Below are 21067 nucleotides of genomic sequence, written 5' to 3' on the forward strand. Positions count from 1 at the left end.
CCCGCCTTCGCGGGCGATGACGGCAGAGAGTGAGGATCCACCGCCGGTAGCCGCGGGGCTCAAAACTCGTTCGCGATCTTCGCGAGCATCGCGATCAGGGCCTCGCGGTTGGCCTGGCCGAGCAGATCGTTCAACCGGGCCTCGTGCTTGGTGGCAACGAGCTTTTTCGCGCGCGCCAGCACGGCCTTGCCCTTGTCGGTCAGGACCAGGATGTGCGAGCGGCGGTCGTTGGTGGAGCGGATCCGCGCGCAGAGGTCGCGGCTCTCCAAATTGTCGAGCATCGCCACGAAATTCGGCCTGAGGATGCCGAGGGTGGAGGCGATCTCGGTCTGGTTCCGGCCGGGGTTCTTCTCGACCAGCAGCAGCACCGAGAACTGCGCCGGCGTCAGCTGCAGCGAGGCCATGCAGCGCAGAAAGTTCTCGAATACCTTGAGCTGCGCCCGCTTCAGGACATAGCCAAGCTGCTCGGATAGCTCGCCGAGCTGGAGAGCTTCGCTCTGCGGCTCGGCCGCATCCTTGCGGCCCTTGGCCGCGTCAGCCGGCTTTTCGGAGGTCTTTTCAGCGGTTTTGGAAACGGTCATCGCCTCGTGCTCGTAATCCCGCTAAATTCGGGAGGGGTCGCTTCCCACCCTTGATGTTATATTTGATAATTGTTATGGACCATATCAAATATCGCATGCGTTTTTCAATGGCTGTGAGCGGACCGTCCACCGCAATCGAGAGGACCGGTCCGGATTAGGGGGAGCGTCCGGTCTTGAATACCACCATCATGCTGTTCCTGGTGCAGGACGGCATCACCAATGGCGCAATCTATGCGCTGCTCGGCCTGGCGCTGGTGCTGGTGTTCGCCGTCACCCGCGTCATCCTCATTCCCCAGGGCGAATTCGTCACCTACGGCGCGCTGACCTATGCCTCGCTGGCGGCGGGCCAGATGCCGGGCACGGCCAAGCTCGCGCTCGCGCTCGGCATCGGCGCCTTCGCCTTCGACCTGTTCGTGGCGCGCAGGGCGCTGCATGCGCGGCTGGTGGTTCGCAGCTTCATCACCAACATCGTGCTGCCTTCCATCGTGCTGGCGCTGACCCTCTACTTCGCCGCGCAGAAGCCGCCGGTGCCGGTCTGCATCGCGCTGTCGCTGGTGATCGTGGCGATGATCGGCCTCTATCTCTACCGCATCGCGTTCCAGCCGCTGGCGCACACCTCCGTGCTGGTGCTGCTGATCGCCTCGGTGGGCGTGCATCTCGCGCTACAAGGCCTCGGCCTGCTGTTCTTCGGCGCCGAAGGCCAACGCGGACCTGCCGTGCTGTCCGGCGCCTTCACTGCCGGCGCGCTGCGCTTCACCGGCCAGAGCATCACCGTCTACGCCATCACCATCGCCTTCATCGTCGCCCTCTGGCTGTTCTTCGGCCTGACGCTCTACGGCAAGGCGCTGCGCGCGACCGCGGTGAACCGGTTGGGCGCGCGGCTTGCGGGCATCCGCACCACGCTGTCGGGGCAGATCGCCTTCCTGCTGGCCTCGGTCATCGGCGCGCTGTCAGGCATCATGATCGTGCCGATCACGACGCTCTACTACGACTCGGGCTTCCTGATCGGCCTGAAGGGTTTCGTCGCCGCGATCATCGGCGGGCTGGTCAGCTATCCCCTCACCGCCGCCGCGGCGCTGGTGGTCGGCATCGTCGAGGCGTTCTCGTCCTTCTATGCCTCCAACTACAAGGAGGTGATCGTCTTCATGCTGCTGATCCCCGTGCTGCTGCTGCGCTCGCTCGCCGCTCCCGCAGTCGAGGAAGAGAAGGACTGACGCGCATGCAGAGCCGGCTTCCCATTCTCGTTTTCGCAGCTCTCATGGCGGCGATCCCGTTCGTCCCCGGCATGCCGCCGTTCTGGATCGTGCTGCTCGACAATATCGGTCTCGCGGCGCTGGTCGCGATGGGTCTCGTGCTGCTGACCGGCGTCGGCGGCCTCACCTCGTTCGGGCAAGCCGCCTTCGTCGGCTTCGGCGCCTACACCACCGCGGTGCTGTCGACGGCCTACGGCCTGTCGCCGTGGCTGACGCTGCCGCTGTCGCTCGTGGTCAGCGGATCGCTGGCGGTGCTGCTCGGGTTGATCACGGTCCGCCTCTCCGGCCATTATCTGCCGCTCGGCACGCTCGCCTGGGGGCTTGGCCTGTTCTATCTCTTCAGCAAGCTGGAATTCTTAGGGAGAAACGACGGCATCTCGGCCATCCCGCCGCTGTCGATCGGTGCGTTCAAGATGCTCTCGCCCGGCTCGATCTACTACGCGATCTGGGTCGCGGTGATCGTCTCGGCGCTGCTGACGATGAACCTGCTGGACTCCCGCACCGGCCGCGCCATTCGCGCGCTCAGGCGCGGCCATGTCGCGGCCGAGGCGTTCGGCGTGCACACGCCGCGGGCCAAGCTCCTGGTGTTCATCCATGCCGCGGTGCTCGCGGGGCTTTCGGGGTGGCTCTACGCGCATCTTCAGCGCGCGGTGAACCCGACGCCGTTCGGCGCACAGGCCGGCATCGAATATCTCTTCATCGCGGTGGTCGGCGGCGCCGGGTATGTCTGGGGCGGCGTGCTCGGCGCGGCGATCGTCGTGGTGCTGAAAGAGGTGCTGCAAAGCTATCTGCCGCTGATCCTGCCCGGCTCCGGCCAGGTCGAGACCATCGTGTTCGGCATCATGCTGGTGGCGCTGCTGCAGCTCGCGCCCGGCGGCCTGTGGCCCTGGCTGATATCGTTCCTGCCCGAGCGCACGGGTGGCAGGAAGCCTGACACCTCGCTGAAGCTGGAACATCGCGCCCGCACGGTTGGCGAGTCCGGCGTTCTGCTTCAGGTGGAGAAAGCGCGAAAACAGTTCGGCGGCGTGGTCGCGGTCAACAACGTCTCCTTCGACGTCCAGGCCCGCGAGATCGTCGCGCTGATCGGTCCGAACGGCGCCGGCAAGAGCACGACGTTCAACCTGATCACCGGCGTGCTGTCGGCGACATCAGGCTCGATCTCGGTGCTCGGCAGGAAGGTTGACAACGCGCCGCCGCAGGAGATCGTCAAGCTCGGCATCAGCAGGACCTTCCAGCACGTCAAGCTGGTCCCCGACATGACCGTGCTGGAGAACGTCGCGATCGGCGCGCATCTGCGCGGCCATTCCGGTCCGATCTCCTCGATGCTGCGGCTCGACCGCGCTGATGAGGCCAAGCTGCTCGCGGAAGCCGCGCGCCAGATCGAGCGCGTCGGCCTCGCCGAGCAGATGCACCAGCTTGCCGGCAGCCTCTCGCTCGGCCAGCAGCGCATCGTCGAGATCGCCCGCGCGCTGTGTGTCGATCCGATGCTGCTGTTGCTCGACGAGCCGGCCGCGGGCCTCCGCCACATGGAGAAGCAGCGCCTCGCGACGCTGCTGCGTGACTTGCGCGACGGCGGGATGAGCGTGCTGCTGGTCGAGCACGACATGGGCTTTGTGATGAACCTCGCCGACCGCATCGTGGTGCTCGATTTCGGCACCAAGATCGCCGAGGGCACGCCCGCCACGATCAAGACCAATCCCGAAGTGATCAAGGCCTATCTCGGAGTGGCGGCATGAGCGCGCTGTTGTCCGTCACCGATGCGCATGTCGCCTATGGCAAGGTCGAGGCCGTGCGCTCGGTCTCGCTCGAGGTCGGCACCAACGAGATCGTCACCATCGTCGGCGCCAACGGCGCCGGCAAGACCACGCTGTTGTCCGCCATCATGGGCATCCTGCCGCTGAAGGGCCGCGTCACCTTTGCCGGCCAGGATCTCGCCCGGCTCGACATCGAGGACCGCGTCGCGATGGGCCTCGGTCTCGTCCCGGAGCACCGCGAATTGTTCGTGACCATGAATGTCGAGGACAATCTCGAGCTGGGCGCCTTCCGCATCGAGCGGAGCCGGGCGAGGTCCTCGATCGAGCGGATCTATGCGCTGTTTCCGCGGCTCAAGGAGCGCCGCAAGCAGCTCGCCGGCACCTTGTCCGGCGGCGAGCAGCAGATGCTCGCGATGGGCCGGGCGCTGATGGGCGAGCCGAAGCTCTTGATGCTGGATGAACCGAGCCTCGGGCTCGCGCCGATCATCGTCGCCGACATCTTCCGCATCGTCACCGAGCTGCGCGCCAGCGGCGTTTCCGTGCTGCTCGTCGAGCAGAACGCCCAGGCCGCACTGAAGATCGCGGACCAGGCCTATGTGATGGAGCTCGGCGAGTTCGTGCTCAGCGGCAAGGCCAGCGACATCGCCGCGAACGAGCGCGTGGCGGCGAGCTATCTCGGCTTCCAGCACGAAGGCGCGAGCGTGTTGTGACTCTTACCCTCCCCTGGAGGGTAAGTAAGCAGGGCGTTACGACGCTCCCGTCCCCTTCTCCCCCTTCAACGCCGCGAGCTCCGCCTCCAGCTCCGCGATCCGCTGGTCCCTCGCCGCGAGCGCCGCGGCGACATCGCCTGCGTCGAATTTCTGCGGGATGTGCTGCGGGCAATTCGTATCCCAGGCGGCGATCTTGAACAGGATGACCTGCTCCGGCCGCGCGCGATAGCCCTTCGGCATCAGCGACGTGGTCAACGCTTCGTCGTCCTCGACGACGCGCGCCTCGCCCCAGATCTTCACGCGGCGGCGATGGGCGTAGTCCATCACGAAGATATAGGCCTTGGGATTCTCCGAGAGATTGCCCTGGGTGATGAACTGCCGGTTGCCGGCATAGTCGGCGAATGCCAGCGTCTGCTTGTCCAGCACCTTGAGAAAGCCCTTGGGCCCGCCGCGGTGCTGGATATAGGGCTGGCCCTCGGCTGAGGCGGTGGCGAAGTAGAAGCTGTTGGCGTCGGCCAGGAACGCGGCGAGGTTATCGTCGACCTCGGTGCGCCAGCCACGCTGCTCGCTATCCGCATAGGCCTCACGCGAGCCCTTGCGGGCCTGGATCGCCTTCACCGCCGGCGAGAAGGCGACGTCGCTGGCATAGGTGTGGGTTGCGGTGGTCATCGGAACCTCTCCTAAAATTCCGGCGCATCTCTGCGTCTTCGTCGATCAAGATGGAGCTTCCGCCGACTAGAACAATCTAGCCGCTTGACACTTCATCATTGCGGCATATGCAATAATGCCATGGACCGCCTCGACGCCATGCACGTCTTCGTCACTGTCGCCGATCTGCGCGGCTTTGCGCCGGCGGCACGCAAGCTGCGCCTGTCGCCGTCGGTGGTGACACGGATGATCGCGGCGCTGGAGGAGCATCTCGGCGCCCGCCTGCTGCAGCGGACCACGCGCCAAGTGACGCTGACCGACGTCGGCGCGCGCTATCTGGAGCGCGCGCGGCGCATCCTCGCCGATGTCGAGGAGGCCGACGGCTCGGCGCGGCAGGAGCGCAACCGGCCGACTGGGCGATTGGTTGTGTCGGCGCCGGTCGGCTTCGGCCGGCTGCATGTCGGGCCGGTCATGACCGCCTATCTCAAGCGCTACCCTGAGGTCGCCGCCGAGCTCAGGCTCTCCGATCACCTCGTCAATCTCGTGGAAGACGCCGTCGATGCCGCGGTGCGGATCGGCCATCTCGCCGATTCCTCGCTGGTGGCGCGCCAGGTCGGCGAGATGCGGCGGATCGTGGTGGCCGCGCCCAGCTATCTGAAGCGCCATGGCGAGCCGAAGACGCCGGAGGCGCTGCGCGAACATCAGACCATCCAGTTCGGCCCGTCCGCCAGCTGGCACTTCGTGCAGGACGGCCGCGACATCGAGGTGACGCCGTCGCCGCGCTTCACCAGCAACAGCGCCGACGCCGCCCTGCAATATGCCGCGGCCGGCGGCGGCGTGACGCGGGTGCTGGCCTATCAGGCGGCCGAGGGGCTGAAGCGCGGGCGCTTGAAAGTCGTGCTGGCGAAATACGAACAGCCGGCGCTGCCGATCCACATCGTCTATCCAACCTCGCGCCTGCTCTCGGCCAAGGTGCGCGCGTTCATCGATCTCGTGGTGGAGACGGCGGAGTGGCGGTTTGGGTAAGGCGTGTCCCGGACAAGCGCGCAGCGGCGCAGAGTCGGGACACGAGAGCGCGGCTACCCCTTCTTCGGCACGACGCGAAACGTGCCGCTGGCGCGCGCGATCACGGCGTCGTCGGCCTTGATCAGGCACTGCGCGAAGCAGATCGTATTGCCGGTCTTGATTGCGTCGCCCTCGACCGCGAGCCACTGGCCGATCTCGGCCGCGCCGACATAGTCGACCGAGAGCGAGATGGTGACGAAGGACGTCGTCCAGTTCGTCGCGTGGGCGCAGCTGTAGCCCATGGCGGCGTCTGCAAGCGCCGCGATCAGCCCACCATGGATCAGTCCGCGCGCGTTGGTGTGCGGCATTGCCAGGCGCAGCCCCACCGTGACGCCTTTCTCGGTCTTCTTCGAATAGAGCGGCTCCCAGGGATCGGTGAGCGGCGCCTTGCGGAAATGCGGCTCGAAGCCGGCGGGGATGTCAGTGGAGGTCATGGCTGTCTCGCGTGTCGTTGGCTGCCGCCATTGAACGCGATGTGAATGACGGTTTCACCGCCTACAAAGTTTTAAACGGGATTTGCGCGAGTGTTTGAAATGGCGACGCTGTCGCAAAATTCTCAAGACTGTCATCACCCGCGAAAGCGGGTGATCCAGTATTCCAGAGGCGGCGCGTCGACACCGAGAGGCCGCGGCGTACTGGATGCCCCGATCAAGCCGGGACATGACACCTATTGTGGGGCGGGCACCGTCTCAAAACGGCAGTCCCACGTAATTCTCCGACAGCGAAGTCATCGCGGCCTTGGACTGCGTGACATAGTCGAGCTCGGCGAGCTGGATGCGGGCGCCGATGGTGCCGGTGTCGGGGAATTTGTGCAGCATCGAGGTCATCCACCACGAGAAGCGCACGGCTTTCCAGACGCGGGCCAGCGCCTTGGTGGAATAGGCGCCGATGCCGGCGCTGGATTTCTCGTCGTAGAACTCGCGCAAGGCGCTCGACAGATAATGCGCGTCGCTGGCGGCGAGATTCAATCCCTTTGCGCCGGTCGGCGGCACGATGTGGGCGGCATCGCCACACAGGAACATTTTGCCGAAGCGCATCGGCTCGGCGACGAAGCTGCGCAAGGGCGCGATGCTCTTCTCGATCGAGGGTCCCGTGACCAGGCTATCGGCCGCCTCCTGGTCGAGCCGGCGTCTCAATTCGTCCCAGAAGCGGTCGTCCGGCCATTGATCGACATGATCGTCGAGCGCGCACTGCACATAGTAGCGGCTGCGTTTGGTCGAGCGCATGGTGCACAGCGCAAAGCCGCGGGCGTGGTTGGAGTAGATCAGCTCATGGCTGACCGGCGGCGTGTCCGAGAGGATGCCGAGCCAGCCGAACGGATAGACCCGCTCGAATTCTTCGATGGCCGAAGACGGCACGCTGGCGCGGCTGACGCCGTGGAAGCCATCGCAGCCGGCGATGAAATCGCAATCGAGCGTATGGGTGACGCCGTCCTTGACGTAGGTCACGCGCGGGTGACTGCCGTCGAAATCATGCGGCTGCACGTCCTTGGCCTCATAGACCGAGACGAGACCCGCAGCCTTCCGCGCATTCATCAGGTCGCGCGTGACCTCGGTCTGGCCGTAGATCATCACCGTCTTGCCGGTCGCGCCCTTCATGTCGATGCGGTGACGGCTGCCGGAAAAGGCGAGCTCGATGCCTTCATGCACCAGGCCTTCGGCATGGGCCCGCGCCCCAGCGCCGACCTGATCGAGCAGTGCGACGGTTCCTTCTTCCAGGAGACCTGCGCGAATGCGGCCGAGCACATAGTCCGGGCTCTGCCGCTCCAGGATGACGTTGTCTATGCCGTATGTGTGCAGAAGTTGCCCAAGCAACAATCCGGCCGGTCCGGCCCCGATGATTGCGACTTTTGTCCGCAATACTTGCTCCTCCCGATGCTGTAGGCTTCGTCGCGGCCTGCTTGTGGCGAAGGCCCGCAGACGATAATTATATCATATAACGGTCTGGCAAAAGGGGAGCGTTCGTCGTCCGAGCAGCGACAAACCCATGCAACATGGCTGACGTAGATGGCGCGGCAAGGCGCGCGTCAGTTCCGGCTTGAACGTGCCGGTCGATTAGATAACATGTTAATTAACGAGACCGGGCCATCGAAGCCCGCCGTCGAAAACAGGGAGAGAACGCGTGATGAAAAAAGCCTGTCTGGCGTTGCTGCTGGCAGCAAGCGTGAGCCCAGCGCTCGCGCAGGACAAGACCTTCGACCTGAAGGTCTCGCACTGGGTGCCGGCGTCGCACCCGCTGCAGAAATCGCTGGAAGACTGGGTGGCCGCGGTGAACAGGGATTCCGGCGGAACCATTACCGGCAAGGTGTTTCCGGCCCAGCAGCTCGGTAAGGCGTTCGACCATTACGACATGGCGCGCGACGGCATCGCCGACGTCACCTACGTCAATCCCGGCTACCAGCCCGGCCGCTTCCCGATCATCGGCGCCGGCGAATTGCCGTTCCTGATCTCGGACGCCAAGGGCGGCTCGATGGGGCTGGACGCCTGGTATCGCAAATATGCCGAGAAGGAGATGAAGGACGTCAAATACTGCCTCGCCTTCGTCCATTCGCCCTCCTCGTTCCATTCCCGCACCAAGAAGATCGTCAACCCGGAGGACGTGAAGGGCATGAAGATCCGCCCCGCCCACGCCACCATGGCGAACTTCGTGACCTCGCTCGGCGGCACCAACGTGCAGTCCTCGGCGCCCGAGGTCCGCGACATCATCGAGCGCGGCGTCGCCGACGGCGTCACCTTCCCCTGGGGTTCCCTCGTGCTGTTCGGCATCGACAAGGTGACGAAGTACGACATGGAGGCGCCGCTCTACACCACGACCTTCGTGTTCGTGATCAACAAGGACAAGTACAGTGCGATGTCCGACAAGCAGAAGGCCGCGATCGACAAGAACTGCTCGATCGAGATGGCGGGCGCGGTCGGCGAGCACTGGGGCAAGTTCGAGGATGCCGGCATCGACAAGGTGAAGGCGGAATCCGGCCACGAGGTCTACAAGCTGACGGCTGAGCAGACCGCCGCCTGGAAGAAGGCCGCCGAACCGCTGGTCAAGACCTGGGGCGAGGGCGCCAAGAAGGCCGGCGCCGATCCCGACGCGGCGCTGGCGGATCTGAAGGCTTCGCTGAAAAAGTACAACGCGCTCGCGGAGTGAGGCGATGGCAGGCTCTCTCTCCCCCTCTCCCCGTTCTTACGGGGAGAAGGTTGGGGTGAGGGGCTGCTTCCGCAAAGTTGCTGACAGATAGACTCGCGGAGAGTCCCCCTCACCCGGAATTCACGCTGCGCGCGAATTCGGGGAGAGGCGAAATGCGCAGCGAGACCTGAGCCCAAAATGACGCCACTCGATAGGACCACCCCATGAAGCGCGCCTGGATGGATCGCGTGATCGACTCGATCGAATGGATCGCGGCCGGCTTCGTCGGCCTCGTCGCGCTCGACATCTTCCTGTCGGTGCTGTTGCGCAACACGCTGAACTATTCGATCCCCGACAGCTTCGACATTGGCCGCATGCTGCTCGGCATCCTCATTTTCTGGGGCATCGCGGCGACCTCCTATCGCGGAACCCACATCACGGTCGACCTCGTCTGGGGCAATGTCGGTCCGCGCTACCAGCGCTGGATCGACGTGTTCGCAACACTGGTGCTGCTGTTCGTCGTCACCGTGCAGACCTGGACGCTGTTCGACAAGGTGCGCGGCACCTACAACGACAATGTCCAGACCTTCGACATGCACATGCCGACCTGGCCGTTCTTCGCGGTCGCCTGGATCGGCGACGTCTCCGCCGTGCTGCTGATCGCGATCCGCACCTACCGGCTGATCTTCCACCCCGAAGAGATGCACGACCCCAAGATCAAGGCGACGGAGTAACCATGAGCACCGATGCCGTCGCCGTTATCGGCTTCGTTTCCTTATTTCTCCTGATGCTGCTGCGCGTGCCCGTCGGCATGGCCATGGGCCTCGTCGGCGTCTCCGGCTTCTCCTATCTGGTCGGCGCGACGCCGGCGCTGAAACTGGTCGGCCAGACCTCGATGCGGACCGTGACCGACTACACCTTCGGCGTCATTCCGATGTTCCTGCTGATGGGCTCGTTCGTCTCCCATTCCGGCATGAGCCGCGAGCTGTTCCGCGCCGCCAACGGTTTCGTCGGACATCTGCGCGGCGGGCTCGGCATTGCCACGGTCGGCGCCTGCGGCGGCTTTGCCGCGATCTGCGGCTCGTCCGTTGCGACCGCCGCGACCTTCTCCGCCGTCGCCTACCCGGAGATGCGCCGCTTCGGCTATCCGCAATCGTTTGCCACCGGCGTGATCGCGGCAGGCGGCACGCTGGGCGCGATGCTGCCGCCCTCCACCGTGCTTGCGGTCTACGGCATCATCACCGAGCAGGACATCGGAAAGCTGTTCATCGCCGGCATCATCCCGGGCCTCTTGGCGATGACCATGTACATGATCACGATTTTCCTGATCGGCTATTTCAGGCCCGACTTCCTGCCCAAGGGGAAGGTGATGCCATGGCGCGAGCGCTTTGCCGGGTTGAAGGAGATCTGGGCGCCGGTGCTGCTGTTTGTCTTCGTCATCGGCGGCCTCTATGGCCTGCCGTTCCTGCCGCGCTTCACGCCGACGGAAGCCGGCGGCGTCGGCGCCACCGGCGCCTTCATCATCGGCGTGCTGACCGGCCGGCTCGACCGCGAAAAGGTGCTGGCCTCGCTGCTGCAGGCGACGCGCACTGCGGCCGCGGTGTTCACCGTGCTGATCGGCGCGCTGATCTTCGGCTATTTCCTCACGGTGACTCAGACGCCGCAGAAGGTCACTGAATTCCTCACCGGGCTCGGCCTCGGACCCTACGGCGTGCTGGCGCTGATCATGGTGATGTACCTCGTGCTCGGCTGCCTGATGGACGCCATGGCGATGATCATCCTCACCGTGCCGATCATCTTCCCCGTGATCATGCATCTCGGCTTCGACCCGATCTGGTTCGGAGTCATCATCGTGATGACGGTCGAGCTCGGCCTGATCCATCCGCCGGTCGGCATGAACGTCTTCGTCATCAAAAGCGTGGTGAAGGACGTCTCGTTCTCCACCATCTTCAAGGGCGTGATCCCGTTCGTGGCGACGGATCTCGTGCGCCTCGTGATCCTGATCGCCTTCCCGCTGCTGGCGACCTGGCTGCCGACGCGCATGATGGCGCATTGACGTTTTGAGGCTGGACAGTCGCCACAACGGCGGTGAGCCCCCTCGCCCCGCTTGCGGGGAGAGGCGAAGACGCCGGCGCCTTCTGACATGACAGTTGGAGTGATCGATGACCCCCACTCTCGAGACCAAATACGTATTCACCATCACAGCGCGCATCGGCGACGTCATCACCGCCGGCGAGACCGGCATCGGCGTTCGTCGCATCATCCCGATCATCGGCGGCGAGGTGACGGGCACCATCATCGGGAAGGTGATGCCGTTCGGCGCGGACTTCCAGACAATCCGTCCCAACGAGCTGATCGATCTGGAGGCGAAATACGCCTTCGAGACTGACGATGGCGCAATCGTCTATGTAGAGAACAAGGGCATGCGCTTCGGACCGGTCGAGTTGTTGCAGAAGCTGAAGCACGGCGAGCCGGTCGATCCGAAGCTGATCTATTTCCGCACCGTACCGAAATTCGAGACGGGTCACGAGATGTATCGCTGGCTGATGCAGCACATCTTCGTGGCCTCCGCCGCGCGCCATGCGGACCGCGTGGTGATCGACGTGCATCAGGTGATGTGAGGGAGTCCGTGCGTCCCTTGGACGGCCAACGAAGTTGGCCCGCAGGCATTCAATTTCCTGCAACCGATAGTAGCAATACCTCAACTGCGCACAGGGGGCGCGGGTACCAGCCGGCGGCTAGCTACCCTGCGCCTCCAAGCATTTCGAGGGAGCGCTGTCTGGCACAACGAGTGAAACGCACCGCGAGAAGGCAGACGTGCGCCCGACGCGACGTGAAAGTCGGATCGCAATCCGCCTTTGACCCAGGGCTCGGCTGGTTTCAGGATGGTCCGGCGCAAGGTTGCGCAGACCAGGGGAGTGCCACCATGTCCCTCATGGCTTCCAGCGGCTCGAGCCCGCAGCACCGCTTCGATCCTGCCGAAATGGGCGCTATTGCCCACCTCTACCGCGGCGAGGTCTATCGCTCGACCATCTGGCGAACGCGGCTCGACAACACGACCAACTGGGCGATCGTCACGATGGGGATCGCGCTGTCGACGACTTTTTCGACCCCGGGAGCATCGCCACTGCCGATGGTGCTCGTCGGCCTGCTGGTCGCCGTGTTCCTCGCCATGGAGGCGCGGCGCTATCGCTATTTCAACGTTTGGCGGGCTCGCGCGCGCTGGCTGGAGAAGAATTTCTACGCCCCGATGTTCACGGGCGAAGCACACGACGATACCTGGCAGGCCATTCTCGCGCGCGACTACACCGCACCCCGTCACCACATCTCGTTCGTCCGCGCCGCAGGACGGCGGCTGCGTCGCAACTATGTTTGGATCCTCGTCATCCAGGCGGTCGCCTATTACGGCAAGATCGCCATCCATCCGACGCCGGCCGCGAACCTGGCGGAGTTCGTCGATCGTGCCGCCGTCGGACCGCTTCCCGGCGGGATCGTCCTCATCATGGGCTTTGCCTACGATTTCGGCTGGCTGGCGTTTGCACTCGGCACGCTGTGGCTCGACCAGCGCGAGCACGGCGCCAAGGGCGACGGAGTGGCGATGGGCTAGCGACGGGGTGTTGCGACCAAAGACGCGGCGCGGCCGTCGCCACTGTCCTCGCCCCCTTGGGGCGGGAACCCTGTCCCATATTGACTCCCTCAAAATTCGTTATACAACATAACTATTCTGACAAGGACGCAAATGACACAGGGAAACGCCGAGACCGCGAACGCGGGCGCCTCCGGGCTACTCCGGATCGAGCGGGCAGACCGGGTTCTGACCGTGGGTCTGAACCGGCCCGCCAAGCGCAATGCGCTCAATGACGGCATCATCCTGGAAATCGGCGAGTGTTTCGCGAACCTGCCCGAGGACATCGGCGCGGTCGTCATCCACGGCATCGGCGACCATTTCTCCAGCGGTCTCGACCTGTCCGAATTGACCGAGCATGACGCCACGGGCGGCCTGCTCCATTCCCAGATGTGGCATCGGGTGTTCGACCGCATCCAGTACAGCCGCGTGCCCGTCATCGCGGCGCTCAGGGGCGCCGTGATCGGCGGCGGGCTGGAGCTTGCCTGTGCTGCGCATATCCGCGTCGCCGAGCCTTCGACCTATTTCGCGCTGCCGGAGGGACAGCGCGGCATCTTCGTCGGTGGCGGCGGCTCGGTGCGGCTGCCGCGGCTGATTGGCGTTGCCAGGATGATGGACATGATGCTGACGGGCCGCGTCTATAGCGCGACCGAAGGCGCGTCCTACGGCTTCGCGCAATACCTGACCGAGGCCGGCCACGGGCTCGGCAAGGCGCTGGAGCTCGCGACCAAGGTTGCGTCCAACGCGCCGTTGACGAATTTCGCCGTGCTCCAGGCGTTGCCGATGATCGCCGAGGCCAATCCGCAGACCGGCCTGTTGATGGAGTCGCTGATGGCGACCGTCGCGCAGAGCGATAAAGAGGCAAAGCGCAGGATCCGCGAATTCCTCGAGCACAAGACCGCAAAGGTGAAGCCGAAGTCATGAGTGCGCAGCCGTCCTCTTCCAGCATGGAGCGCGGCGCGAGCACTTTCCCGCTGCGGCCGATCTCGTTCGGCGATCCCGTCGTCAACATCGAGCGGCGTGAAGACGGCACGATCTATCTCAGGCCCAAGCAGCCGCTCGGCGACTATCCGGTCCGCATCACCGATCGCCTGCATCACTGGGCCACGACCACGCCGGACCGCGTCTTCATGGCCGAACGTGAAGGCGGCCGCGGCTGGCGCAAGATCACCTATGCCGAGCTGCTCACCGCGAGCCGGCACATTGCCTCCGCGTTGATCCAGCGCGGCCTGTCGGCGGAGCGGCCGGTCGTGATCCTCTCCGGCAATTCGATCGACCACGCGCTGCTGGCTTTCGGCGCTTTGTACGCAGGCGTTCCGTTCTGCCCGGTGTCGCCGGCCTATTCGCTGGTGTCGAAGGATTACGGCAAGCTATCTTACCTGATGAAGCTGCTGACGCCGGGCCTCGTCTTCGCCGAGGACGCCGACAAGTTCGCCGATGCGCTTGCCGCCAACGTCTCGCTCGGCACCGAGATCGCCGCGTCCTACGGCAGCGTGCCGGGCCGCGACGTCACCCTGCTTGCCGACCTCATGGCCGCGCCGATCCGCGGCGACCTCGACGACGTCCATAGCAGGATCGGCCCCGACACGATCGCAAAATTCCTGCTGACCTCGGGCTCGACGGGCAATCCCAAGGCCGTCATCAACACCCAGCGCATGATCTGCGCCAATCAGGTGATGCTGCGCGAAACGCTCGCCTTCCTCAAGGACGAGCCGCCCGTCATCATCGATTGGCTGCCGTGGAATCACACCTTTGGCGGCAACCACAATATCGGGCTGACGCTCTACAATGGCGGCTCGATGTATCTGGACGCCGGCAAACCGGTGCCCGGCGGCATCGAGGAGACCGTGCGCAATCTCCAGGAGATTTCGCCGACGGTCTATTTCAACGTGCCCAAGGGCTACGAATCGCTGCTGCCCTATTTGCGCGAGGACCAGGGGCTGCGCGCAAAGTTCTTCGACCGGCTGCACGCGATGTTCTTCTCGGGCGCCGCGTTATCGCCGTTCGTCTGGAATAGTCTCGACGAGCTCGCGGTGAAGGAGAAGGGCTATCGCGTGCCGATGCTGACCGGCCTTGGCGCCACCGAGACCGCACCGTTCTTCATGTCGGTCAATCCGCGCACCAGCCGCTCCGGTCATGTCGGACTCCCGGTGTCAGGCAACGAGGCCAAGCTGGTGCCCAACAACGGCAAGCTGGAGGTGCGCGCCAAGGGACCGAACGTGATGCCGGGGTACTGGCGCCAGCCCGACATCACCGCAAAATCCTTCGACGAGGAAGGATTTTACAAGATGGGCGACGCGCTCAAGCCCGCCGACCCGAATGATCTCAACGCCGGCTTCGACTTCGACGGACGCGTCAGCGAGGATTTCAAGCTGGCGAGCGGCACCTGGGTCAGCGTCGGCCCCTTGCGCGCGCGCTTCGTTGCGGCCTGCGCGCCCTTGGTGCGCGACGTCGTCATCGCCGGCCTCAACCGCGACGAGATCTGCGCGCTGGTCGTGCTCGATCTCGACGGCTGCCGCCTGATCAACCCGACGCTGCCGGCCGACGATCTGGTCGTCGCGACGCGCGACCGGCTGGTTCGCGAGGCTTTCCGCGAGCGCCTGACCGGTTTCCTCAGCCAGGCCACGGGCTCCTCGACCCGGATCACGCGCGCGATCCTGATGGACACGCCGCTGTCGATCGACAAGGGCGAGGTCACCGACAAGGGCTCGATCAACCAGCGCGCCGTGCTGGAACATCGCACCGCATTGATCGACGAGCTCTACGCTGCCAATCCGTCGGACCGTGTGATATCGGTCGCTTGAGAAATCATCACCAAAGGAGAACGCCATGTTGTTGAAGGATCAGGCAGCCATCGTCACCGGCGGCGCATCAGGGCTTGGCGCGGCCACCGCGCGAAAGCTGGCGGCGCAGGGCGCCAAGGTCGCGGTGTGCGATCTCAATACCAAGCTTGCCGAAACGGTTGCGGCCGAGATCAAGGGCGTGGCCGTGACCTGCGACGTCTCCGATGCCGCGTCCGCTGAAGCCGCGATCGCGCAGGCGACGAAGGCCCACGGCCCGGCGCGCGTGCTGGTCAACTGCGCTGGCATCGGCGTGGCAAAACGCGTCGTTGGCCGTGACGGTCCGATGGCGCTTTCGGACTTCGACAAGGTGATCAAGGTCAATCTGATCGGCACCTTCAACATGCTGCGCCTCGCCGCGGCCGAGATGTCCAAGCTGGAGCCGCAGGCGAGCGGCGAGCGCGGCGTCATCATCAACACCGCCTCCGTGGCGGCCTATGACGGCCAGATCGGCCAGTCCGCCTATTCGGCGTCCAAGGGCGGCATCGTCGGCATGACGCTGCCGATCGCGCGCGAGCTCGCGCAGTTCGGCATTCGCGTGCTGACGATTGCGCCCGGCCTGTTCCTGACGCCGCTGCTCGCCAACCTGCCGCAGGAAGCCCAGGACTCGCTCGCTGCCGCGATCCCCTTCCCGCGCCGGCTCGGCAATGCCGACGAGTTCGCCGCACTCGCCCTGCACATGGTCGAGAATGCCTATCTGAACGGCGAAGTGGTGCGCCTCGACGGCTCGCTGCGCATGGCGCCGAAGTAAATTGATGAGCGGGATTGCAACAGCGACCTCGACCTTACCTCTCCCATCGGGAGAGGTCGGCGCGCAGCGCTGGGTGAGGGGCCCTGCCCTATCGAGGGACCGTAACCCCTCACCCGAATTGCTCTTGACGATGCTGCGCATCGCAAGGAGCAATTCGACCTCTCCCTCCGGGAGAGGCGTGGCACAGCGCTAGTGGATGCATAAGCCATGTTCGTGAACCGGCGCGAGGTCCAGATCCAGTGGGGTGATTGCGACCCTGCCAACATCGTCTATTACCCGCGCTATTTCGCGATGTTCGACGATTCGACCTCGACCCTGTTCGAGGTCGCCGGCTTCTCCAAGCAGGACCTGGTCCGCAAGTACGGCCTGGTGGGCATTCCCATGGTCGACACGCGGGCCAAGTTCTACATCCCCTCGACCTATGGCGATTGGATCACCATCGAAACCAGAATCGAGAGCATCAAGCGCTCGAGCTTCGAGGTGAAGCACGACGTCTACAAGGGCGAGGCGCTGGCGATCGAGGGGTTCGAGACCCGCGTCCTGGTCGGCCGCGATCCTGCCAACCCCGACAAGCTGAAATCGGCACCGTTTCCGCCGGAGATGGTCGCCAAATTCACGGGACGCTAAATCGCCGCATCACCAAAAGAGGGGGCTGAATTGGCCCCCGATTTCTGCTTTCAAAGAACGACGTCAAGGGAGGAATAGATGAAACGCTTTTATTTGACCGCTGCCATCACTGCGGCCGCACTGGCGCTGCCGGCACTGCCTGCGCTGGCCCAGACCAGCGAAATCACCATCGGCATCACCACCACCACGACCGGACCGGGCGCGGCGCTTGGCATTCCCGAGCGCAACGCGCTGGAATTCGTGCCCAAGGAGATCGGCGGCGTGCCGCTGAAGGTGATCGTGCTCGACGACGGCGGCGATCCCACCACCGCGACCACCAACGCCCGGCGCTTCGTGACCGAATCCAAGGCCGACATCATCATGGGCTCGGCGCTGACGCCGCCGACGATCGCGGTCTCCAACGTCGCCAACGAAGCCGGCATCCCGCACTTTGGTCTGGCACCCTTCCCGATCACGCCGGAGCGCATGAAGTGGTCGGTGGCAATGCCGCAGCCGATTCCGATCGTGGGCAAGGTTCTGTACGACCACATGAAAGCCAAGGGTGTGAAGACGCTCGGCTATATCGGCTATTCGGACTCCTACGGCGATCTCTGGTTCAACGACCTCAAGGCGCAGGCGGTGCCGATGGGCATGACCATCGTCGACGAGGAGCGCTTCGCCCGTCCTGACACTTCGGTGACCGGACAGGTGCTAAAGCTCGTCGCGGCCAATCCCGACGCCATCCTGGTCGGCGCCTCCGGCACCGCCGCCGCGCTGCCGCAGACCGAGCTGCGCGAGCGCGGCTATCAGGGCCTGATCTACCAGACCCATGGCGCGGCCAGCATGGATTTCATCCGCATCGCCGGCAAAGCGGCCGAGGGCGTGCTGATGGCCTCGGGTCCTGTGATGGACCCCGAAGACCAGCCGGACGAAGCTGCCACCAAGAAGCCGGGCCTCGCGCTCAACTCGGCCTATGAAGCCAAGTACGGTCCGAACAGCCGCAGCCAGTTCGCCGGCCATTCCTACGATGCATTCGAGATCCTGAAGCGCGTGATCCCCACCGCGCTGAAAACCGCAAAACCCGGAACGCCGGAATTCCGCGAAGCGATTCGTCAGGCACTGCTGTCAGAGAAGGAGCTTGCAGCGAGTCAAGGCGTCTACAACTTCACCGAAAAGGACCGCTACGGCCTCGACGAGCGCTCGCGCATCCTGCTGACGGTGAAGAACGGCAAGTACTCGCTGGTGAAGTAGGCAGAGCGACAGTTTTGAGACGACGAGAGCCGGCCCATCGGGCCGGCTCTTTTGTTCTTCTTCGGGATCAAATTGCCGCCTGGGTCGTCATGCCCGGGCTTGTCCCGGCCATGACGATGTCGGGAGTTCGGCGCTTCACGAATAACCGACTTGCAAGCGCTAAGCCGCCTGCCGCAGCGGGGTCCAGGCGAACTCCGGATAGTAATCGTCCATCATGCGGTCGACATACGCCGTGAGGTTTGGAAATCCCTCGGCCCGCTGCCGCAGTCCAGATTCGAAGAATGGCGTCAAGATCCCGGCGAGTGCGCCGAAGGCGGTGGCGTCGACGCCGCAGGGCTTGTTGCCCATCAGATACGCCTTGTCGCCGAGCTGCACCGACAGCGCGAACAGCGAGCGCACGGCGAGATCGACGTCGTCATCGGGCGCATGGCGGCCGAGGCCGGAGAGCAGATAGTTCTCGGCGATGCGGAACTGTGCGTCCTCGCGGAGTTTTTCGCGGCTGTGCTCCGGCGCACCGTCGAAGAAATGCGCAGGGCCCTTGGCGAAGTTGACCGGATCCACCCAGCGGGCGCCGACCAGCGCCCAGTAGACGTGATGCTCGATCATGCGCTCGAACGCCCAAGCCTGCGCACGCTCCTGCAACGAGAGGCCGGCATCGAAATCGAAGCCGTAGCGGCGCTCGATGTGGGCGCGGATGAAGGTGGAATCGGCCACCGCCTCGCCGCCGTCGTCGATGAAAGGCAGCTGCCCCTTGGGCGAAGCCGGCGGCATTGCCCGCTCCTTCCGGTATGGCAGCCCCGCCATCTTGAGCTGCACCTCCGTCTTGGTGACGAAGGGGCTGATTTCCGGCAGGCCGAAGCCAGCGCCAAAGCCGTAAAGCGTGATCATGCGAGCTCTCCTGAACCTGTCGAACGAGAAGGAACCTAGCGGTCTGCTGCTGCCACCATGGTGGCAGCAGCCGTGATATCTTCTGCAAAGCGGGCCCCTCGCCAGGCGAGCCCCATGAAATGGCGGACCAGCGCATCCGCGGCATGAACCAGCGAACGCGTCACGGCGGTCCCGAGCGCAAGGCGGAGGTCGACAATGGTGAAATCGAGCGAAACGAGGCGGCTGAATGCCCAAGCCTGCCACGCCTGCACCTGGAAAGGCTGGCTCCGCCACAACGGGCCGGCCGGGCCGAAATGGGTTGGAATGATCATGGACAAATCCTCTTCAGTCGATGTGTTGCCCCGGTATAGAACTCACCTGCTGCCAACATTCTGTCAGCAGCCGCACGCCGCCTTCTGAGAAAGACCACCGAGAAAAAGCAGCGATAAGAGACCTGTCATGAGACGCGCCGACCGGCTGTTTCAAATCATCCAGGTGCTGAGGCGCACGCGTAAGCCGCTGACGGCGGACGCGATCGCAGCCGAGCTCGAGACCTCGAAGCGCACCATTTATCGCGACATCGCAACCCTGATCGGCCAGCGCGTGCCGATCCGCGGCGAGGCCGGGATGGGTTACATCCTGGAAAAGGGTTTTGACCTCCCGCCGCTCATGCTGACACCCGACGAGATCGAGGCGGCGGTGCTGGGTGCGCAATGGGTCGCAGGCCACGCCGACTCCGCTCTGGCGCGCGCGGCCGAAGACTTGATGGCCAAGATCGCCGACACCGTGCCTGAGCGCCTGCGGCCCTTCGTGCTGGAGCCGGCGAGCCGGGCGCGGCCGAGCTGGAACAGGGAGCCGGACCGCCTGGACATGGCGCGCACCCGCACTCATATCCACGAAGGCAAGAAGATCATGCTGCGCTATCGCGACGAGCAAGGCCGCCCCAGCGAGCGCGTGATCTGGCCGATTTCGGTCGGCTATCTCGAAGCGGTGCGGCTGCTGGCAGCCTGGTGCGAGCTGCGCGGCGACTTCCGCAGCTTCCGCACCGATCGCGTGGTCGAGGCGACCTATCTCGACGAGAAATATCCGGAGCGGCGCGACGTGCTGCGCGCAAGATGGCGGCAGAGCCTGGTCTGGGGTCCGCCAAAGGATACGTGAGGACGATGGAAGAGATCGACCTGTCGAGCTGTTGCCAGGGTTGCGGCGCCTGCTGCAGCTATTCGGAGAACTGGCCGCGCTTCTCGATCGAGAGCGACGAGGAGCTTGCCGCGATTCCCGACGCGCTGGTCAACGCGCGCCAGTCCGGCATGCGCTGCGAGGGTGATCGCTGCGCGGCCTTGCAGGGGGAAATCGGAAAAGCGACGGCCTGCGGCATCTATGAAGTGCGGCCGGACGTGTGCCGCACCTGCATGCCGGGCGATGCCGAATGCGCGATGGCGCGGCGGAAGTTCGGGTTGCCGATGATAGAGGCCGTTTAGGCCGGAACGGCTTCGCTGATCTCGTCGTCGAGCTCGTCATCGAGCGGTGCGAGTACCGAGAGCGGTTTGGTCGACAGCGTGATCGGCTTGCGCCCGCCCGACAGCGACGATGAGGATTTCGCCGTGCCTTCGCGCGACAGCGTGTAGAGCGTCGAGCCGACGCGGCCGCCGTTCTCGATCAGGTCGCGCTCGCTGCAGCTTGCTGCGATCGCGACCGCCAGCGAGTGCAGATGGCTGCGGCGGTAGCAGAACAGCGCCAGCCTGGCGCGAACATCAGGGGAAACACTCTCAACCAGCCTCGGCAGGCCACTCTCGCTGGCGCGATACATCTCGCCAAGGAGCTCGTCGCGGACCGGGCAGAAATCGCCTTCAAAGGTGTCGCGGCTTGAAAACATTGCAGTTCTCCCTCGTGTGCGGAAGATGCAGCGCAATTCTCTAACGAAAGGTTAACCACGCCGGGCGGCAGTCGTCCGGGGTAGTTGCGCGTGACCCGCGAATCAGGAGGGCGGGCTTTGCTG

23 protein-coding genes are annotated in these 21067 nt (G+C 64.7%); 16 read left to right on the forward strand and 7 right to left on the reverse strand.

Features of this window, described 5'->3' with window-relative positions; all coding sequences use genetic code 11:
* Window positions 1-59: 59 nt before the first annotated feature.
* Window positions 60-581: a MarR family winged helix-turn-helix transcriptional regulator gene (locus BRAD3257_RS36125; protein WP_122405797.1), complete on the reverse strand. Its 522-nt coding sequence runs from the start codon at window positions 579-581 to the stop codon at window positions 60-62.
* A gap of 173 nt (window positions 582-754) precedes the next feature.
* Between BRAD3257_RS36125 and BRAD3257_RS36130 the strand changes: the two genes are divergently transcribed.
* Genes BRAD3257_RS36130 through BRAD3257_RS36140 form a run of 3 tightly spaced genes read left to right on the forward strand, consistent with a single transcriptional unit; the run spans window position 755 to window position 4298 of the window.
* Window positions 755-1795, forward strand: coding sequence for a branched-chain amino acid ABC transporter permease (locus tag BRAD3257_RS36130; RefSeq protein WP_162500463.1), 1041 nt, complete (start codon window positions 755-757; stop codon window positions 1793-1795).
* Between the two features lie 5 nt (window positions 1796-1800).
* Window positions 1801-3570, forward strand: a complete 1770-nt coding sequence (locus BRAD3257_RS36135; protein WP_122405798.1) for a branched-chain amino acid ABC transporter ATP-binding protein/permease — start codon at window positions 1801-1803, stop codon at window positions 3568-3570.
* Window positions 3567-4298 carry an ABC transporter ATP-binding protein gene (locus BRAD3257_RS36140; protein WP_122405799.1) on the forward strand — a complete coding sequence of 244 codons (732 nt, stop codon included), beginning with the start codon at window positions 3567-3569 and terminating at the stop codon, window positions 4296-4298. The genes BRAD3257_RS36135 and BRAD3257_RS36140 overlap by 4 nt, the downstream gene beginning before the upstream one ends.
* 36 nt (window positions 4299-4334) lie before the next feature.
* Here the strand turns inward: BRAD3257_RS36140 and BRAD3257_RS36145 are convergent, their stop codons facing one another.
* Window positions 4335-4967 (reverse strand): pyridoxamine 5'-phosphate oxidase family protein, encoded by a 633-nt coding sequence (locus tag BRAD3257_RS36145; protein ID WP_122405800.1) that lies wholly within the window; start codon window positions 4965-4967, stop codon window positions 4335-4337.
* 120 nt (window positions 4968-5087) lie between these two features.
* Here BRAD3257_RS36145 and BRAD3257_RS36150 point away from each other — a divergent pair, with 120 nt between their 5' ends.
* The gene (locus tag BRAD3257_RS36150) at window positions 5088-5972 is read left to right on the forward strand and encodes a LysR family transcriptional regulator (protein ID WP_122405801.1); all 885 of its coding nucleotides are present in this window, start codon (window positions 5088-5090) and stop codon (window positions 5970-5972) included.
* 53 nt (window positions 5973-6025) lie between these two features.
* Here the strand turns inward: BRAD3257_RS36150 and BRAD3257_RS36155 are convergent, their stop codons facing one another.
* Together BRAD3257_RS36155 and pobA are read right to left on the reverse strand one after the other, a co-directional pair.
* Window positions 6026-6445 (reverse strand): PaaI family thioesterase, encoded by a 420-nt coding sequence (locus BRAD3257_RS36155; protein ID WP_122405802.1) that lies wholly within the window; start codon window positions 6443-6445, stop codon window positions 6026-6028.
* Between the two features lie 255 nt (window positions 6446-6700).
* Window positions 6701-7870 (reverse strand): 4-hydroxybenzoate 3-monooxygenase, encoded by a 1170-nt coding sequence (pobA, locus tag BRAD3257_RS36160; protein WP_122405803.1) that lies wholly within the window; start codon window positions 7868-7870, stop codon window positions 6701-6703.
* Window positions 7871-8135: 265 nt separating this feature from the next.
* On the opposite strand from pobA, the gene BRAD3257_RS36165 reads away from it, so the two are divergent.
* The 10 genes from BRAD3257_RS36165 (at window position 8136) to BRAD3257_RS36210 (ending at window position 18204) form a co-directional block, all read left to right on the forward strand.
* Window positions 8136-9152: a TRAP transporter substrate-binding protein gene (locus tag BRAD3257_RS36165; RefSeq protein WP_122405804.1), complete on the forward strand. Its 1017-nt coding sequence runs from the start codon at window positions 8136-8138 to the stop codon at window positions 9150-9152.
* Between the two features lie 203 nt (window positions 9153-9355).
* The gene (locus BRAD3257_RS36170) at window positions 9356-9865 is read left to right on the forward strand and encodes a TRAP transporter small permease (RefSeq protein WP_122405805.1); all 510 of its coding nucleotides are present in this window, start codon (window positions 9356-9358) and stop codon (window positions 9863-9865) included.
* A gap of 2 nt (window positions 9866-9867) precedes the next feature.
* On the forward strand, window positions 9868-11187 hold the full coding sequence (locus BRAD3257_RS36175) for a TRAP transporter large permease (protein ID WP_122405806.1): 1320 nt from the start codon (window positions 9868-9870) through the stop codon (window positions 11185-11187).
* A 106-nt stretch (window positions 11188-11293) separates the two neighbouring features.
* Window positions 11294-11752 carry a DUF3237 domain-containing protein gene (locus BRAD3257_RS36180; protein WP_122405807.1) on the forward strand — a complete coding sequence of 153 codons (459 nt, stop codon included), beginning with the start codon at window positions 11294-11296 and terminating at the stop codon, window positions 11750-11752.
* A gap of 305 nt (window positions 11753-12057) precedes the next feature.
* The gene (locus BRAD3257_RS36185; RefSeq protein WP_122405808.1) at window positions 12058-12738 is read left to right on the forward strand and encodes a DUF2270 domain-containing protein; all 681 of its coding nucleotides are present in this window, start codon (window positions 12058-12060) and stop codon (window positions 12736-12738) included.
* 132 nt (window positions 12739-12870) lie between these two features.
* Window positions 12871-13680, forward strand: a complete 810-nt coding sequence (locus BRAD3257_RS36190) for a crotonase/enoyl-CoA hydratase family protein (protein ID WP_122405809.1) — start codon at window positions 12871-12873, stop codon at window positions 13678-13680.
* The gene (locus tag BRAD3257_RS36195) at window positions 13677-15560 is read left to right on the forward strand and encodes a feruloyl-CoA synthase (protein WP_122405810.1); all 1884 of its coding nucleotides are present in this window, start codon (window positions 13677-13679) and stop codon (window positions 15558-15560) included. Before BRAD3257_RS36190 ends, BRAD3257_RS36195 begins: the two co-directional genes overlap by 4 nt.
* A 25-nt stretch (window positions 15561-15585) precedes the next feature.
* The gene (locus BRAD3257_RS36200; protein WP_122405811.1) at window positions 15586-16347 is read left to right on the forward strand and encodes an SDR family NAD(P)-dependent oxidoreductase; all 762 of its coding nucleotides are present in this window, start codon (window positions 15586-15588) and stop codon (window positions 16345-16347) included.
* A gap of 207 nt (window positions 16348-16554) precedes the next feature.
* Window positions 16555-16974 carry an acyl-CoA thioesterase gene (locus BRAD3257_RS36205; RefSeq protein WP_122405812.1) on the forward strand — a complete coding sequence of 140 codons (420 nt, stop codon included), beginning with the start codon at window positions 16555-16557 and terminating at the stop codon, window positions 16972-16974.
* Between the two features lie 78 nt (window positions 16975-17052).
* Window positions 17053-18204, forward strand: coding sequence for an ABC transporter substrate-binding protein (locus BRAD3257_RS36210; protein ID WP_122405813.1), 1152 nt, complete (start codon window positions 17053-17055; stop codon window positions 18202-18204).
* 159 nt (window positions 18205-18363) lie between these two features.
* Here BRAD3257_RS36210 and BRAD3257_RS36215 read toward each other — a convergent pair whose 3' ends face one another.
* Together BRAD3257_RS36215 and BRAD3257_RS36220 are read right to left on the reverse strand one after the other, a co-directional pair.
* Window positions 18364-19092 carry a glutathione S-transferase family protein gene (locus BRAD3257_RS36215; protein ID WP_122405814.1) on the reverse strand — a complete coding sequence of 243 codons (729 nt, stop codon included), beginning with the start codon at window positions 19090-19092 and terminating at the stop codon, window positions 18364-18366.
* 35 nt (window positions 19093-19127) lie between these two features.
* Window positions 19128-19403, reverse strand: a complete 276-nt coding sequence (locus BRAD3257_RS36220; RefSeq protein ID WP_122405815.1) for a hypothetical protein — start codon at window positions 19401-19403, stop codon at window positions 19128-19130.
* 127 nt (window positions 19404-19530) lie between these two features.
* Between BRAD3257_RS36220 and BRAD3257_RS36225 the strand changes: the two genes are divergently transcribed.
* Complete coding sequence (locus BRAD3257_RS36225; RefSeq protein ID WP_122405816.1) at window positions 19531-20229, forward strand: helix-turn-helix transcriptional regulator; 699 nt, start codon at window positions 19531-19533, stop codon at window positions 20227-20229.
* Window positions 20230-20234: 5 nt separating this feature from the next.
* On the forward strand, window positions 20235-20549 hold the full coding sequence (locus BRAD3257_RS36230) for a YkgJ family cysteine cluster protein (protein ID WP_162500464.1): 315 nt from the start codon (window positions 20235-20237) through the stop codon (window positions 20547-20549).
* On the opposite strand, the gene BRAD3257_RS40165 is transcribed toward BRAD3257_RS36230, so the two are convergent.
* Complete coding sequence (locus BRAD3257_RS40165; RefSeq protein WP_162500465.1) at window positions 20546-20944, reverse strand: hypothetical protein; 399 nt, start codon at window positions 20942-20944, stop codon at window positions 20546-20548. The genes BRAD3257_RS36230 and BRAD3257_RS40165 overlap by 4 nt on opposite strands.
* Window positions 20945-21067 lie beyond the last annotated feature (123 nt).

This window comes from Bradyrhizobium vignae (genome assembly GCF_900324035.1).
GTDB lineage: Bacteria > Pseudomonadota > Alphaproteobacteria > Rhizobiales > Xanthobacteraceae > Bradyrhizobium > Bradyrhizobium vignae.

What these genes read in the sequence shown, in the direction of transcription:
- BRAD3257_RS36230 (WP_162500464.1), top strand. Translation starts at nt 20,235, where the DNA reads ATGGAAGAGATCGACCTGTCGAGCTGTTGCCAGGGTTGCGGCGCCTGC.
- BRAD3257_RS36205 (WP_122405812.1), top strand. Translation starts at nt 16,555, where the DNA reads ATGTTCGTGAACCGGCGCGAGGTCCAGATCCAGTGGGGTGATTGCGAC.
- BRAD3257_RS36190 (WP_122405809.1), top strand. Translation starts at nt 12,871, where the DNA reads ATGACACAGGGAAACGCCGAGACCGCGAACGCGGGCGCCTCCGGGCTA.
- BRAD3257_RS36155 (WP_122405802.1), bottom strand. Translation starts at nt 6,445, where the DNA reads ATGACCTCCACTGACATCCCCGCCGGCTTCGAGCCGCATTTCCGCAAG.
- BRAD3257_RS36135 (WP_122405798.1), top strand. Translation starts at nt 1,801, where the DNA reads ATGCAGAGCCGGCTTCCCATTCTCGTTTTCGCAGCTCTCATGGCGGCG.
- BRAD3257_RS36200 (WP_122405811.1), top strand. Translation starts at nt 15,586, where the DNA reads ATGTTGTTGAAGGATCAGGCAGCCATCGTCACCGGCGGCGCATCAGGG.
- BRAD3257_RS36175 (WP_122405806.1), top strand. Translation starts at nt 9,868, where the DNA reads ATGAGCACCGATGCCGTCGCCGTTATCGGCTTCGTTTCCTTATTTCTC.
- BRAD3257_RS36215 (WP_122405814.1), bottom strand. Translation starts at nt 19,092, where the DNA reads ATGATCACGCTTTACGGCTTTGGCGCTGGCTTCGGCCTGCCGGAAATC.
- BRAD3257_RS36220 (WP_122405815.1), bottom strand. Translation starts at nt 19,403, where the DNA reads ATGATCATTCCAACCCATTTCGGCCCGGCCGGCCCGTTGTGGCGGAGC.
- BRAD3257_RS36180 (WP_122405807.1), top strand. Translation starts at nt 11,294, where the DNA reads ATGACCCCCACTCTCGAGACCAAATACGTATTCACCATCACAGCGCGC.
- BRAD3257_RS36125 (WP_122405797.1), bottom strand. Translation starts at nt 581, where the DNA reads ATGACCGTTTCCAAAACCGCTGAAAAGACCTCCGAAAAGCCGGCTGAC.
- BRAD3257_RS36150 (WP_122405801.1), top strand. Translation starts at nt 5,088, where the DNA reads ATGGACCGCCTCGACGCCATGCACGTCTTCGTCACTGTCGCCGATCTG.
- BRAD3257_RS36185 (WP_122405808.1), top strand. Translation starts at nt 12,058, where the DNA reads ATGTCCCTCATGGCTTCCAGCGGCTCGAGCCCGCAGCACCGCTTCGAT.
- BRAD3257_RS36210 (WP_122405813.1), top strand. Translation starts at nt 17,053, where the DNA reads ATGAAACGCTTTTATTTGACCGCTGCCATCACTGCGGCCGCACTGGCG.
- BRAD3257_RS36195 (WP_122405810.1), top strand. Translation starts at nt 13,677, where the DNA reads ATGAGTGCGCAGCCGTCCTCTTCCAGCATGGAGCGCGGCGCGAGCACT.
- BRAD3257_RS36225 (WP_122405816.1), top strand. Translation starts at nt 19,531, where the DNA reads ATGAGACGCGCCGACCGGCTGTTTCAAATCATCCAGGTGCTGAGGCGC.
- BRAD3257_RS36145 (WP_122405800.1), bottom strand. Translation starts at nt 4,967, where the DNA reads ATGACCACCGCAACCCACACCTATGCCAGCGACGTCGCCTTCTCGCCG.
- BRAD3257_RS36140 (WP_122405799.1), top strand. Translation starts at nt 3,567, where the DNA reads ATGAGCGCGCTGTTGTCCGTCACCGATGCGCATGTCGCCTATGGCAAG.
- BRAD3257_RS40165 (WP_162500465.1), bottom strand. Translation starts at nt 20,944, where the DNA reads ATGTTTTCAAGCCGCGACACCTTTGAAGGCGATTTCTGCCCGGTCCGC.
- BRAD3257_RS36165 (WP_122405804.1), top strand. Translation starts at nt 8,136, where the DNA reads ATGAAAAAAGCCTGTCTGGCGTTGCTGCTGGCAGCAAGCGTGAGCCCA.
- BRAD3257_RS36170 (WP_122405805.1), top strand. Translation starts at nt 9,356, where the DNA reads ATGAAGCGCGCCTGGATGGATCGCGTGATCGACTCGATCGAATGGATC.